12 protein-coding genes and 3 tRNA genes are annotated in these 14,691 nt (G+C 47.6%); all 15 read left to right on the top strand.

What is annotated here, in order from left to right; translation table 11 throughout:
• The first annotated feature begins 165 nt into the window (after positions 1-165).
• The 15 genes from BUA14_RS09600 to BUA14_RS09530 all read left to right on the top strand — a co-directional run bounded on the left by BUA14_RS09600 (position 166) and on the right by BUA14_RS09530 (position 14,567).
• Complete coding sequence (locus BUA14_RS09600; protein WP_242954617.1) at positions 166-780, top strand: VanZ family protein; 615 nt, start codon at positions 166-168, stop codon at positions 778-780.
• 74 nt (positions 781-854) lie between these two features.
• Positions 855-930, top strand: a tRNA-Lys gene (locus BUA14_RS09595).
• A 469-nt stretch (positions 931-1,399) separates the two neighbouring features.
• A complete protein-coding gene (locus tag BUA14_RS09590; protein ID WP_072772409.1) occupies positions 1,400-2,581 on the top strand; it encodes an ABC transporter substrate-binding protein in 1,182 nt (393 codons plus the stop codon).
• A 147-nt stretch (positions 2,582-2,728) separates the two neighbouring features.
• On the top strand, positions 2,729-3,610 hold the full coding sequence (locus tag BUA14_RS09585; RefSeq protein ID WP_072772408.1) for a branched-chain amino acid ABC transporter permease: 882 nt from the start codon (positions 2,729-2,731) through the stop codon (positions 3,608-3,610).
• A 10-nt stretch (positions 3,611-3,620) separates the two neighbouring features.
• Positions 3,621-4,697 (top strand): branched-chain amino acid ABC transporter permease, encoded by a 1,077-nt coding sequence (locus BUA14_RS09580; RefSeq protein WP_072772407.1) that lies wholly within the window; start codon positions 3,621-3,623, stop codon positions 4,695-4,697.
• A complete protein-coding gene (locus tag BUA14_RS09575) occupies positions 4,690-5,502 on the top strand; it encodes an ABC transporter ATP-binding protein (protein ID WP_072772406.1) in 813 nt (270 codons plus the stop codon). The genes BUA14_RS09580 and BUA14_RS09575 overlap by 8 nt, the downstream gene beginning before the upstream one ends.
• A gap of 5 nt (positions 5,503-5,507) precedes the next feature.
• Positions 5,508-6,209 carry an ABC transporter ATP-binding protein gene (locus BUA14_RS09570; protein WP_072772405.1) on the top strand — a complete coding sequence of 234 codons (702 nt, stop codon included), beginning with the start codon at positions 5,508-5,510 and terminating at the stop codon, positions 6,207-6,209.
• 115 nt (positions 6,210-6,324) lie between these two features.
• A tRNA-Glu gene (locus BUA14_RS09565) sits at positions 6,325-6,400 on the top strand.
• 5 nt (positions 6,401-6,405) lie between these two features.
• Positions 6,406-6,481 (top strand) — tRNA-Phe (locus tag BUA14_RS09560).
• A 200-nt stretch (positions 6,482-6,681) separates the two neighbouring features.
• Positions 6,682-7,230 (top strand): hypothetical protein, encoded by a 549-nt coding sequence (locus tag BUA14_RS09555; RefSeq protein WP_072772404.1) that lies wholly within the window; start codon positions 6,682-6,684, stop codon positions 7,228-7,230.
• Between the two features lie 78 nt (positions 7,231-7,308).
• Positions 7,309-7,449, top strand: coding sequence for a six-cysteine ranthipeptide SCIFF (gene scfA, locus BUA14_RS09550; RefSeq protein WP_005815210.1), 141 nt, complete (start codon positions 7,309-7,311; stop codon positions 7,447-7,449).
• A 135-nt stretch (positions 7,450-7,584) separates the two neighbouring features.
• A complete protein-coding gene (gene scfB, locus BUA14_RS09545) occupies positions 7,585-9,015 on the top strand; it encodes a thioether cross-link-forming SCIFF peptide maturase (protein WP_072772403.1) in 1,431 nt (476 codons plus the stop codon).
• Positions 9,016-9,046: 31 nt separating this feature from the next.
• Positions 9,047-11,053: a molybdopterin-containing oxidoreductase family protein gene (locus BUA14_RS09540; protein ID WP_072772402.1), complete on the top strand. Its 2,007-nt coding sequence runs from the start codon at positions 9,047-9,049 to the stop codon at positions 11,051-11,053.
• Positions 11,054-11,330: 277 nt separating this feature from the next.
• The gene (locus tag BUA14_RS09535; protein ID WP_072772401.1) at positions 11,331-12,620 is read left to right on the top strand and encodes a MerR family transcriptional regulator; all 1,290 of its coding nucleotides are present in this window, start codon (positions 11,331-11,333) and stop codon (positions 12,618-12,620) included.
• A gap of 177 nt (positions 12,621-12,797) precedes the next feature.
• Positions 12,798-14,567 (top strand): FAD-dependent oxidoreductase, encoded by a 1,770-nt coding sequence (locus BUA14_RS09530; RefSeq protein WP_072772400.1) that lies wholly within the window; start codon positions 12,798-12,800, stop codon positions 14,565-14,567.
• Positions 14,568-14,691: the final 124 nt, after the last annotated feature.

The following is a 14,691-nucleotide window of genomic DNA, read 5'->3' as shown; positions in this document are numbered from 1 at the left end:
AATGAAAAATGAAAAAGGCACATAGATTTTCAGCCGTTCAGAAATGGACGGCTATTTCTGTACCCAGAAAAGGCAAAAACAGTCGGGTTTAAGAAATTCTTCAGAAACCTTTTTATAATTCTTAAGTATTCTACCCTATAATTTGAGGATGGAGGAAAAAAATCTATGAATATGGTTTTAATGTTGTTTTACTCAATATTCTTGGTTGTTATGCCTGTTGTTATTTATCAAATTATGATGATGATGTTAGGCGAAAACAAATCCACCATTTCACATTATTTATGGACATATATAATGATGATTTATTTGTGGATGGTTTTTTCTATAGCCGGTATAGGTTCAATCTGGGATATGTTTGCAAAGGGCGGATGGAGTGCTTCTTTAAGCCAAGCCAATATTAGTCTGATCCCCTTTCAGTCAGAGGGATTATTTACCTATTGTATGAATATACTCATGGTCATGCCTCTGGGCTTTTTACTCCCGTATCTATGGAAGAATTTTAGAAATATTTTCAAGGTAGCTTTAACAGGGTTTTTATTCTCTGTCTTTATTGAGTTTTCTCAACTTTTCACAAACCGCTTAGTAGATATTGACGACTTGATGATGAATACCGTCGGAGCAATATTAGGCTATATAGTTTGGAGAGTAATCGGGGAATATTTCTTTAATAAAAATCAGCTGGCCAGAACAAAAGCGCTCTCAACTTCTGAGCCTGTAGTTTATATGGTGCTGGCTTGTACATTTAACTTCTTGCTCTATAATTTTGCATGGTTTATTTGAGAAAGATATTTTTTAGTAAAAATATTGACAAGCCGTTAAAATTGCTGTAGAATTCGTATTCGTGAGTGAGTTTTGAGCCATTAGCTCAGTCGGTAGAGCACCTGACTTTTAATCAGGGTGTCCCGCGTTCGAGTCGCGGATGGCTCACCATTATCTACTAAAAACGCTTGTGTTCTATGGAATGCAAGCTTTTTTACACTGTCCGAAAGTATAAACTTGCGCTGTATACTTTCTAAGCATAAGTGCAACCAGCGACTTCGCCTTTTATGGGACGTGAAAACATAAAGCTCGGCGGAGCCGGGTTTTCTTTAATATAGTTAGAGAGTACAAGTTTTTCAGGGGCGCCCCCTTTACTTGCGCATGTTGGTAAGATAGAGTAATGGGAACAAACATTTACATTAGATGAAATAAAAGGACCGAGGTTTTGCCTCGGTTTTTCTTAAATATTCATCTGTTATATCCTATTGCATAATAATATTTATCTGTTGCATAATATTTACCTTGACAGGCAGGCCCCTTGGAGGCTAAAATTATCCTATCTTTCTGATTATTCGAGGGACAGAATGGGTATATTAGCAAACTTGAATAATCATAAAATCTGTTATAAGGAGAAGGTATAATGAAAAGAATGTTCGGTATCGTATTCTCTCTCGCCCTGACCCTTGGTCTTCTGTCCGGTTGCGGAGGAACGGATAAAGCTCCAGCCAGAGAGCCCAACGCAGGCGGCAAAGAACCGGCTGCAACCGCCTTTAAGATTGGCGGTACCGGTCCTCTGACTGGTGGAGCAGCCATTTACGGCAACGCGGCCAAGAATGGCGCGCAGATAGCTGTTGACGAGATTAATGCCCTGGGTGGCATCCAGTTCGAACTCAAATATGAAGACGATGAGCATGATGCCGAGAAGGCCGTTAATGCTTACAATAAGCTGAAAGACTGGGGCGTGCAGATGTCCCTCGGCTCCGTGACCAGCACTCCCGGTGTGGCCACCAGTGCTGAGATGTTTAACGATCGTATATTTGCCCTGACTCCCTCCGCATCCGCTCCCGCTGTCATTGAGGGCAAGGATAATGTCTATCAGATGTGCTTCTCCGACCCCAACCAGGGTTCAGCTTCCGCTCAGTATATCGCTGACAAAAAGCTTGGCACAAAAATTGCGATTATCTACAAGAATGACGATGTATATTCCAAGGGAATCTATAATACTTTCGTTAGCAAAGCCAAAGAACTGAACCTGGAAATCGTCTCCACAACCACCTTCACTGAGGACAGCCAGACCGACTTTTCCGTTCAGCTGGCCGATGCCAAGAAAAATGGCGCCGATTTAATCTTCCTGCCTATGTATTATACTCCGGCCTCTCTGATATTCCAGCAGGCTAAGTCTATGGACTACTCCCCCAAGTACTTCGGTGTGGACGGCATGGACGGCATCCTGACCCTGGAAAACTTTGATAAATCCCTGGCTGAAGGCGTTATGCTGCTGACCCCCTTCAGTGCCGACGCTACCGATGAGCGTACCGTCAAATTTGTCAAAAAGTACCAAGAGTTATTTAAAGAAACTCCCAACCAGTTCGCTGCCGACGGTTATGATGTCGTGTATGCCTACAAGAAAGCCATTGAGGCTGCCGGCATTACCTCTGACATGAAGGCCGCCGATATCTGTGAGAAACTGGTCCAAGTATTCCCCACTATTTCTGTTGACGGACTTACCGGTGAGAAAATGACCTGGGCCAAGACTGGTGAAGTTTCTAAGAAACCTAAAGGAATGGTCATAGAAAAGGGTACCTACGTCGGTATGGACTAAAACTGCTGCCCTTTCAAATGGTTTGTCGAGAGGACTGCCGAGTACATACTCGGCAGCCCTTTATCCGTTATGTGGCCTTTTCCGAATCTGCCCAAACTACGAATATGCTTAAAGAATATGCTCAAACTAAATGAAGGTGTGTGAGTTATGACCTTTCTCTCCTTTCTGATCAGCGGACTCAGTCTTGGCAGCGTCTATGCCATCATAGCTCTGGGCTATACAATGGTCTACGGCATTGCCAAAATGCTGAACTTTGCCCATGGCGATGTGATCATGGTCGGTGCCTATGTTTGCTTCTTCGCTACCACACGGGGGAATCTGCACCCGGTCTTCGGTGTGCTTCTGGCCATGGTGGTATGTACTATCCTGGGGGTGGTCATCGAGCGTCTGGCCTACAAGCCGCTTAGAACAGCTACCTCCTTGGCCGTGCTTATCACTGCTATAGGTGTGAGCTATTTTCTGCAGAATGCTGCTTTGCTGCTCTGGTCTTCTAATCCCAAGGTGTTCACTTCCGTAGTAGGAAATGGCTCGCTGAAGCTTTTCGACGGTCAGTTGACCATCTCCGTTATCGCTATCGTCACGATAGTTGCCTGTCTTATCATTATGGCCGCGCTGACCTGGTTCACCGGAAAGACCAAGATGGGTAAGGCGATGCGCGCCTGCTCAGAGGACAAGGGGGCGGCTCAGCTGATGGGCATCAACGTTAACTTCACCATCTCCGTTACCTTTGCCATCGGCTCTGCCCTGGCGGCAATTGCCGGCGTTCTCCTTTGCTCTGCTTATCCCACCTTGATGCCCACCACGGGCTCCATGCCCGGCATCAAGGCTTTCACTGCTGCCGTACTTGGCGGAATCGGCTCCATACCCGGCGCTATGATTGGCGGTATACTGCTGGGTGTCATCGAGATATTCGGCAAGGGTTATATCTCCACCCAGCTTTCCGATGCCATCGTGTTCTCCGTCCTTATTCTTACTTTGTTGGTCAAGCCCACCGGTCTTCTGGGCAAAAAGATCAACGAGAAAGTATGAGGTGGATGCTATGATCGTATTGAAAAAAACTACACGTAAAAACCTCACTACTTACGCTTTGGTTATAGTGGCGTATATTATTGTCCAATTGCTTATAAGCGGCGGCAATATCAGCTCCTCCCTGCAAGGGCAGCTGGTTCCCATCTGCGCTTATGTGATCTTGGCTATTTCACTGAACCTGACCGTAGGCATACTGGGCGAGCTGTCTTTAGGCCACGCGGGTTTTATGAGTATCGGTGCCTTTGCGGGTGTCGTGGCTTGCATAAGCCTGGAGCAGATCATACCCATCACGATCCTGCGCTTGATCGTGTCTCTTATCGTCGGTGCTCTTTTCGCAGGAGTAGCCGGTTTCCTGATCGGGATACCTGTCCTGCGTCTTAAAGGCGACTATTTGGCCATCGTCACTCTGGCTTTTGGAGAAATTATCAAAAACATTATCAACATCCTTTATGTAGGGTTGGATAAAGCGGGGCTGCATGTTAGCTTTCTTAGCGACTCCAATGCCCTGAACCTTGGTGACGGCGGCAGAGTCATTATCGACGGACCCCTGGGCATCACAGGCATACCTAAGCTGTCCACTTTTACCATCGGTTTTGTCCTCATATTGATTACCCTGTTTATCGTACTGAATCTGATTGACAGCCGCTCGGGACGGGCCATTATGGCGCTGCGCGACAACCGCATTGCAGCGGAGAGTGTGGGTATTCATATCACTAAGTATAAACTGATGGCTTTTGTCACCTCCGCCGCCCTGGCCGGTGCCGCAGGGACTTTGTTTGCCATGAATTATTCCACCATCATTGCCTCTAAGTTCGGTTTCAATACCTCGATCCTGATTCTTGTTTTTGTGGTCCTGGGAGGTCTGGGTAATATTCGGGGCTCGATTATTGCCGCCACCCTACTTACCATACTCCCTGAGCTGCTGCGTCAGTTTAACAGCTACCGCATGCTTTTATATGCAATCGTTCTCATCCTGATCATGCTGGCCACCAACAATGATGCCTTTAAGAGCCATTTGCGAGCTTTAAAGGAAAGGCTGCTTCCTGCAAAGTTCAGAAAAGAAAAGGGGGGCACGGAAAATGGATGAAGCTAACAGTGTTCCTCAGGGTGATGTGAACATGCTGCCGGTGCTGGAAGCCCGGGACCTGGGTATAAACTTTGGCGGACTTATGGCTGTCAATGGTTTCAACATGGCTATCGGCCGTACGGAGATAGCCGGACTCATTGGTCCCAACGGTGCAGGAAAGACTACTGTGTTCAATCTGCTCACGAAAGTATATCAGCCTACCCATGGCACCATCCTGTTGGATGGACGTGACACGCAGAATATGAACACAGTGCAAATCAATAAAGCCGGTATCGCTCGGACCTTTCAAAATATACGCCTTTTCTCCAATCTATCGGTTGAAGACAATGTAAAGCTTGGTATGCATAATCATATCAACTATGGTATGTGGAATGGTATCCTTCGTCTCCCTGCTTACTGGAAAGGTGAGAAGCAGGCCCATGAGAAGGCCATGGAGCTTTTGTCCATCTTCGATATGGAGAGCCTGGCGGGGAAACAGGCGGGATCCCTGCCCTACGGCGCTCAACGCAGACTGGAGATAGTCCGTGCCTTAGCCACGAAACCCCTGCTGCTGCTCCTGGATGAGCCTGCCGCCGGGATGAACCCTTCCGAGACAGCCGAATTAATGGATAATATCGTGAAGATTCGTGATACCTTCCAGATCGCAATTATGCTCATTGAGCACGACATGAATCTGGTCATGGGCATCTGCGAGAAAATAAGTGTGCTTAATTTCGGTAAAGTAATCGCCAACGGCAACCCCAGCGAGATCAGGAACAACCCTCAGGTCATCGAAGCTTATTTAGGCAAGAAGAGGGAGGGCTGACCATTATGTTGAAAGTCGATAATATAAACGTCTTTTACGGTGCTATACACGCCATCAAGGGTATCTCCCTGGAGGTCAACGAAGGTGAGATCGTGACTCTGATCGGGGCCAATGGAGCCGGCAAGAGCACCGTCCTCAAGACTATTTCCGGCTTGCTGCGCACCAAGACCGGCGGCATAAACTTCTTGGGAAAAGACATCACTTCCACGGTACCCCACAAGATTGTGGAACGCGGTTTGGCTCATGTCCCTGAAGGCCGGCGGATTTTTCTGCAAATGACTGTCCAGGAAAATCTGGAAATGGGCGCCTACACCCGCCCTTCCGGCGATATCGAGGCCGAATTGGAAAAGGTCTACGTTCTGTTTCCACGGCTTTTGGAACGCCGCAAACAGGTTGCGGGCACGCTTTCCGGAGGGGAGCAGCAGATGCTGGCTATTGGCAGGGCGCTGATGAGCAAGCCCAAACTTCTGATGCTGGATGAGCCCTCCATGGGCCTTGCGCCGATACTGGTGGAGCAGATCTTCACCATTATCCAGGAGATGAACAAGGCCGGAACCACTGTGCTTCTTGTGGAGCAGAATGCCCAGATGGCCCTGTCTATTGCTGATAGAGCCTATGTTCTGGAGACCGGCTCCATCTCCATTTCCGGCACCGGCCGGGAACTGGCCGAGAGCGATGAGATCCGCAAGGCCTATCTGGGAGGCTGAGCAGCTTTCCCTTTCAGCAAAAAAATGTTAGAAAAAAATCTAACCAAAGGCCTTTACTTATAGGCATCTTTTGTGTATACTACAAAAGCGTGAGTGAGACGGCTCACCCATCAGTGGCCCATTGGTCAAGCGGCCTAAGACACCGCCCTTTCACGGCGGTAACACGGGTTCGAATCCCGTATGGGTCACCATGTATGCCTCGGTAGCTCAGTCGGTAGAGCAGAGGACTGAAAATCCTCGTGTCGGCGGTTCGATTCCGCCCTGAGGCACCATTTGATTTTAAGGAAATTGTTTTTAAGCCATGCTGTATACCAAGCAGTGTGGCTTTTGTATTGGCTGCTGTTCGTGCCTTAACCGACTTATGCCAAACAATCATTCTATTGTCAATAGACATAAAATAAGCTACACTATAAACTGAATCCTTGTCACATTATGTTTAAACCCCAGATTATATGTAACTGGAGGAAGCCCTGTGAAATTGAACAAAGTGCTGGTGACTGTTGCACTTCTGCTGATTTTCTCAATCAGTGGTTGCGGCTCCCTTGAAGAGGCTGTTCAGGAGGCCAAAAAGGTGGTTCCAGGCGATTGGGAGGTAATCCATACCCAACAGGTTCAAAATGAGGCGACGATTGTCTTTTATATCAATAATGATGAACTGGGGGCAGGCTTGTTTCAGAAGGATGCCTTTGGTTGGAAGTGGCTGGGAACCGAAGGCGGCTCTTTGGTAACCTATCCTAAAGGATTGTCGTGGCGTTATTCGGATTTAGGGGACAAGTCCACCAAGTTCTATCTTTATTATGGATTTGTGGAAGAACCTAAAATCAGCTCCATTGAAGTAAAGACGACCTGGGGGGAAGCCGTTAAAGCAACGATTGTGCAGTCCAGGGAGTATTCCCTTTGGTATGCTATGATCAGCAAGGCTCAGGTTCCCTCGGTTGACGCCGATATTACCGGATACTCGGAAAAAGGTGACGTTCTTTATTTATTCAGTCAGCCTAAACAAGGAACAGCAACCAAGTAAATTATATTTTGCACACTAACTTGTCCTCATGATATAATGAGTGACGAATTCTTATGTGTTCGAGAGGAGGCTATAAAGATGGCAAAGCATATTCAAACAGTTGTTAAAGCCAATTTAAGTGCAACTTTAAAAACAGGTGGCTGCGGAGAGTGTCAGACTTCCTGCCAATCGGCCTGCAAAACATCCTGCACCGTAGGCAATCAAGTCTGTGTTAAGTAGTATTCGTCAGTAGTGCCCCGAGCAGAACATAGTGTGACGAAGTGAAAAGATTAAACATAGGTCGCGAGAACCCACCTGATTCAGGCGGGTTCTGTTTCTATGTTTAACTGTTTAAGAAAGAAGGGAAAACCGCCCATGTTCCTTGAAGGATATGATCTTAAAAAAAATGTTCATAGCTACCAACAGGGAGATCTGAAGATTGCTTACGATGTCAATTCCGGCTCCCTGCATATTTTAGATGACACGACCTTTTCAATCCTGAAAGTTCTGGAAAGACTACAGGAGGAGCACAAGCCTTTGGCTAAAGAAACGGTCACAGCGCTGTTACAGGCAGAGGGTATGCCTCTCCCTCAGGAGGTAGCCGAGGAAATCTTTGCGGAGATGGAAGAGCTGCAGCAGGAGGGTGTCCTCTTCTCTAAGGAAGCCGAAGAGAAAGGCCCTGCCTATCCGGCCAAGCCTATTGTCAAAGCCATCTGTCTTCATGTCGCCCACGATTGCAACCTGCGCTGCAATTACTGCTTTGCAGGAACCGGGGCCTTTGGGGGACAGCGGGGTCTTATGGACGTGGCAACCGGCAAACAGGCCATTGACTTTGTTCTGGAGGCTTCGGCTCATCGCAAGCATTGTGAAGTGGACTTTTTCGGCGGTGAGCCCCTTCTGAACTATCAAATGGTCAAAGAGGTTGTTCGCTACGGGAAAGAGGCAGCCCAGGCTAAAGGCAAAACCATTAAGTTTACCATAACCACCAATGCAGTGCTGCTGAGCGAAGAAATACAAAACTTCCTGGAGCAGGAAGATATCAGTGTCGTCCTCAGTATTGACGGGCGTCCGGAGGTCCATGATCGGATGCGTCCCTATGCCAATGGACAGGGAAGCTATGCCCAAGTAGCTCCGCGCCTGCAGCAGTTTGCCGCGAAACGTCCCGAGAGCTCTCCCTATGCCGTAGGTACTTACTATTATGCCCGGGGAACCTATACCCATTACAACCTGGACTTTGATCAAGATGTCACCCACCTGCTGGATTTGGGGATGAAACAAATATCCCTGGAACCTGTGGTAGCCCAACCCAGCGATCCCTATGCTTTCCAGGAAGGGGATCTTGCCGAGATTTTAAAGACCTATGACCGATTAGGGGAAGAATTGCTGGCTCGCCGTGGCCAAGGCGAAGATTTTAGCTTTTTTCATTTTAATATAGCTCTGGACCAAGGTCCATGCCTGCCCAAGCGTCTCTCCGGCTGCGGAGCCGGCCATGAATATGTGGCGATTTCACCGGAGGGAGATCTCTATCCCTGTCATCAGTTTGTCGGCCAGGAGGAATTCAAAATGGGCTCCCTTGGACAAGAGGGTGTTCCTCTTAATCCGGAGATCATCGAAAAGTTTCGTTCCGCCCATGTCTATAGCAAACCAGCCTGCCGCCAATGCTGGGCGCGTTTTTCCTGCAGCGGTGGCTGCCACTCGGCCAATTATGCTTTTAGCGGCCAACTTAACGAGGTCTATGCTTTAGGGTGTGAGTTTCAGAAGAAACGTCTTGAAGTAGCCCTCTATATGAAGATCAAAGAGACATAAGATTCTATTATGGTCTAGGGAGGGGATAAAAATGACCGTTCTGCGCTCGGCTTGTCCGTTGAATTGTCCAGACAGCTGCGGCTTTGTTGTGGAGTACAGTGAGGATAAAGGACTGCAGGTTCGTGGGGATAAGGAGCATCCGCTAACCAAGGGAATAGTATGTTCAAAAGCTCAGGCTCAGGCGCAACGAGTCTTCTCAGCCGAAAGACTGCGTTTTCCCCTTCTCAAGGACCAGGGAGGGTTTCGGCGTATTTCCTGGGCTGAAGCCTATACCCTTTTAACAGATAAAATCAAAGAGACCCTTGAAGAGGTGGGTTCCTGGGGGATTCTCCACCATTATGATTATGGTCACAATGGGAAGTTAAGAGAGCTGGACCGGCGCTTTTTCCAGGCCTTAGGCGGGGTCACGGAGCCCAGAGGAAGTATGTGCTGGGGAGCAGGCTACCGGGCTCAGGAGATTGATTTCGGGGGAGTTCTGGCCGGGGATTGGACTCAGGTCAGTCAGGCGAAGGTTATTATCCTGTGGGGAAGGGATCCGGCCGTTACTAATCTGCATATAGTGCCCCTTTTGCTGGAGGCTAAGAAGGCCGGAGCCAAGATCATTGCGATTAATCCGGTGCGGGTGAAAAGTGCTGATTTTGCTCAGGATTATGTTCAGGTTCATCCCGGCAGTGATGGCGTCCTGGCCATGGGAATCGCCCATATTATTTTACGGGAAGGCTGGCTGGATTGGGATTTTGTACGCAGGTCCGTCCATGGGCTGGAAGCCTTTGCCCGCAGGGCGAAGGAATACAACCCGGAAAGGGTAGCCCTGTTGACCGGGGTATCGGTAGAAAAACAAGAGGAATTAGCCCAGACCATAAGCCGCACCCGGCCGGTCACGATCCTGGCCGGATACGGCTTGCAACGGTATAGCGGCGGCGGTAATACCCTCCGCGCTATTGATGCTCTTTTAGCTTTGACCGGCAACCTGGGCCAGACCGGAGCAGGCATCCACTACGGCTATCAATACCATGGCCGTCATCTCAACAAAGTCACTATGGATTCCCAGTGTTATCAGTCCCGGACCTTTCCCCATCCGTTTTTAGCCGAAGAGATCGGCAAGGCTGATCCCCCGGTTCGCTTGGCTGTAGTGACCCGCTCCAACCCTCTGGTCCAACAGCCTAATTCCCTGCTTTGGCGGGAGGTCTGGCGGAAAATACCCTTTAAGGTGACCTTTGATATCACCCTGACGGAGACGGCCCGCCATTCCGATCTGGTTCTGCCTGTTACCACGGCTTTTGAAGATGAGGACCTGATCGCCACCTCCTGGAGTCCCATTCTCCAGCTTACTCAGAGGATCGTGGAGCCCCGGTATGAAGCGAGGTCTGAGGTGGTGATTTTTACAGAACTGGCCCAACGTCTGGGTTTGGGAGATGCCTTTCCTTATACTCCGGAGCAGTGGCTGGAATACGTCCTGGCACCCTTGGCCGAGTATGGGATAACTCTGGAGAGTTTAAGGAAAGGCCCTCTGCGGACCCCTTATATCCCTGAAGTGGCCTGGCAGGATGGGCAGTTTAAGACACCCAGCGGTAAGATTGAACTGGCTTCAGAGATAGCTCTGGCTGAATACGGGGATGCCGTAGCTGATCCCCTTCTCGAAAGTTCCCGGGATGATCTGAAAACGAATCTGGAATTTACCAGACCCCCAAGTCAAGGGGAGTATCCCTGGTATCTCATCACCCCTCATCCCCATCATGCCCTTCATTCCCAGTTCCAGGAAACAGAAGGCTTTCACCTTTATATTCATCCCCAACTGGCTGAGAAGTATTACCTCTCCACCGGGGATCGGGCCTTGGTAGAGACGGAGCATGGCCAACTTTTGGCCTGGGTATCTGTCTCCGAGGACATTCACCCGCAAACAGTGGTTCTGCCCGAGGGAGGCACCGAGGATGGATGGGGAGTGAATCAGCTGCTGGCGGGGAAACCTTCGGATTTCGGCGAAAGCACACCTTACTACGAAGCCCGGTGCCAGCTGCGTAAATGGCTGGTGGACTGATTATCGACGGTAAAAATAAGCTGCAGATTTTGAGGACGGGAAGATTTTTCATAAGATCTTCCCGTTTTGCCATGTACCTGGACAGTATTGCCTCAATAATTCCTGTTGGAATTCCTATTGGTTTTGGAGTGAGCAAAGCAGGTTTGTTCCAAGTCTGTGCTTGATATAGTTATGATTTCAATGGTAATATCAGAGTGAGGGATAGTGTTTTTTCAGAGTCGAGTCAGGTGTGTTTTGTTGCTGAAGAACTCCTGAATGTTTGGAAGTGAGTGATACTATGAGAATTGGTGAGTTTGCCTCAAAACTGAATATCACCCAAGATACTGTCAGACATTATATGGACCTGGGCTTGCTGATTCCACAAAAGAACGGCGGCCAATACTTTTTTGAGCAAGACGATATGGATGACATGGAAAAAATCATGAATCTTAAGCAGCTGAATTTTTCATTAACGGAGATACTTAAAGTTTTAAGCTATAAACGAATGACGGGAATGGATTCGGAAGAGTATAGAACTCTTTATTTGTCCTTGCTGGAAGAAAAAAAGAACAAAATTGATGCAGAAGTGCAGAAACATCTTGAAGTCCGTTCCAAGCTGAGAGGGAATATCGATCTTATCAAGAGCCGCGAAAAAAGAGAGCTGAAGCGGATCGGGTTCCCTATAGCTGCTCTAACCATGCTGGCTTGTCCCCAGTGCCGGGCACCCTTGCATATTTCAGACGGCACCATCGAGAAGAATATGATCTTTGAGGCTGACATTCAATGTGATTGTGGTTACAATGCCATTATTGAAGATGGTATTTATGTGGATCCTAAAGTCAGAAAAATAACTTATCCCGACGGGAGCAAATTTCCGACAAGGGAAGAATTTCTGGCCGCAGCGTCCACAAAATATATCAATCTGCGCTATAAAGCCATGGATATGGTCATTGAAGCGATCCAAAAAGAGAGCAGACATCCCCGTTATATTCTGGAGATCGACCCCTGTATATGTTTGTTTCTAATGCAGTACATCAAGCATTTGCCCATGGGTACCACCTATATTTTAAATTATAATGATTTTGAAAAATTAAATTTTGCCAAAAAGGAAATTGAAGCCAATTATGATCATAAGCATTTTATATTTTTCTGTTGTGATGTGCGGGATTTGCCTTTAGCAAAGAATTCCCTTGATATCATTGTTGATTTTCTGATGACCAAAGCCTATGCTAGAAGTGAGCAGGAATTTGTCGTTAAACGGGTTCTCCCTTTACTGCAAATGAATGGTCTTTTAACCGGTGTATACCCTTATGTTAAACCACGCTCCCAGAACGCCTTGGTTGTACCGTCCCCAATACGGGACTATCTGAATAAGGAGCATATTCATGATAAGCTGAGTGAACTTGGGGTTATGAAAATGCGGGATTCCGACTTAGGCCCCGTTGTGGAGAATAACCCCTATGAAACAGATATTCGGGGCAAAGAGCTGTTTTTTAATATATTTGCAGGAAAACCGGAAGCGGCTCTGATGTTTAAACCCATCGGCCAAAAAGACAAAGAAAAATTCAAAGCGGTTATGTCATTGTAGGGATTGCCCTGGCATCCCAACCAGAGACCTTGCCAACAGAAAACATGGGATTAACCCCATGTTTTCTGCTTTTTTGTGAAAAATTTGTGGTTTTAACTCCTTTGACATAGGGAAGACACCAGGTCCTACAATCTAATTGTAAAGGCCCTTTAAATTATTGCAAAGGAGGAAAAGAGTATGAAACTAAAAAAGAAAGCAATAGCTTTCGCAATGGTGTCGGCTTTGACCCTGTCTCTTGTCGGATGCGGCGGAACATCCGCCCCAGCGGCAACTGAACCTGAAAAGTCCTTAGCGGGTAAACCGGGCACTTACAGTGCAACCACCACCGGCCACAATGGTCCTTTAAAGCTGGAACTCACAGTGGATGAGAAAGGAATCAAGGATCTGAAACTGGTAGAATCCAAGGAAACCCTGATGGTGGGAGGATTCGCCTTTGATGTCCTTCGTCAGGAGATGCTCGATCATCAGACGTTGAGTCTGGATGCAGTATCCGGGGCCACAGTTTCCAGCAGGGCGATTATGGCAGCAGCGAAAGATGCATTAACACAAGCAGGAGCGGATATTGCGGGCCTGGAAGCCAAAAAGATTGAGAAAAGCGCACCCGGTCAGCTTACTTGGGAAACGGAAATCTTAGTTGTTGGCGCCGGTATGGCTGGTATGACGGCAACTCTTCAGGCAGCCGAAGCAGGAGCAGATGTTATCTTGGTGGAAAAACAAGGGGTTATCGGTGGAACCTCCGCACTCAATGCGGGATATGTCTACGGTGCAGGGACAAAGGTTCAGGAGGAATTTAAAATCAATGACTCTGAAGAAAAGTACTACGAAGATTTATTAGGCCTTACTCAAGTGGCTAAAGATAAGTATATCGATAGCAATCTGTTAAAGATTATGGCCTTCAACTCCGCTGAGAACATTCAATGGCTGGTGGATAAAGGAATTAAGTTTTACACCGTGGATCCTGCCAATATCCATCCCCCCAGAAGCACCCCCCGCATTCATAAAGCCGAAGGCGGCGGAAGCGGTATCATTAAGGTGCTTTATGACAAAGCCTTAGCTTTAGGGGTTAAAGTCTATACCAATACACCCGTGGTTGAGCTGATTAAAGAAGGGGATAAAGTCGTTGGCGCCAAAGCGGAGGACAGCGACGGCAATGAAATCACCATCAAGGCCAAAAGCGTTATCCTTACCAGCGGCGGATATGGTAAGAATAAGGACATGGTGAAGGAATCCAATCCCAAGCTTACCGATTATACTAATTCCAATGTCAACGATGGGGATACCATCATCCTGGGTAAAGGGGTAGGAGCGGATATTATTATGAAGGATGCTCTGCTCATGCATCATACGGCTTATGCTAATGGAGGAATAGGGGGTGAATCTTTTGATGCTCTCTATGTGACTCCTGAGGGCAAACGTTTTGTTGATGAATCCACCTACTTCTACTGGCGCTCCAGAGCACTAAGAGAACAAGGCTTTGAGGATATGTGGACTATTGCTACCGAATCCCTCTACAAGACCTACAAGGATTCCATTGATAAATCCATCGAATCGGGAAGCAAAGCTTTTAAAGCCGATACCATCGAAGAGCTGGCCCAAAAAATGAATATGGACCCCGCTGCCTTAAAGAAAACTATCGAAGACTATAACAAAATGGTTGAAGCCGGTAAGGACACCGAATTTAACAAACCTGCCCAGTATTTAAGCAAAGTGACAGCGCCCTATATCGGTCTTGATATGAAAGGCGGTCTTGTGGATACCACCGGCGGCTTAAGAGTTAATGAAAACGCCCAGGTTGTCGATACGAAAGGAAATGTAATCCAGGGACTTTATGCTGCCGGAAGCGCGGCCTGGGCTCAAACCATCTCTCAAGAATATGAAGGCAGCGGCTCCGCTATGCTTCAAGGTTTGACCTTCGGAAGAGTAGCGGCAGAACATGCAACAAAATAATATAATTCCAATATCCCGCCAAGCTGTGCTGTATCGTGAATAAGGGCTATTGAAAAAGGGCCTCCAGTCGTATCAATAAAACCACGACTGGAGGTCTTGCTATAGACAGTATTTTCCTGCACCT

The sequence above is a fragment of the Desulfitobacterium chlororespirans DSM 11544 genome, assembly GCF_900143285.1.
Lineage (GTDB): Bacteria > Bacillota > Desulfitobacteriia > Desulfitobacteriales > Desulfitobacteriaceae > Desulfitobacterium > Desulfitobacterium chlororespirans.
This window is presented reverse-complemented; position numbering and strand designations above follow the sequence as displayed.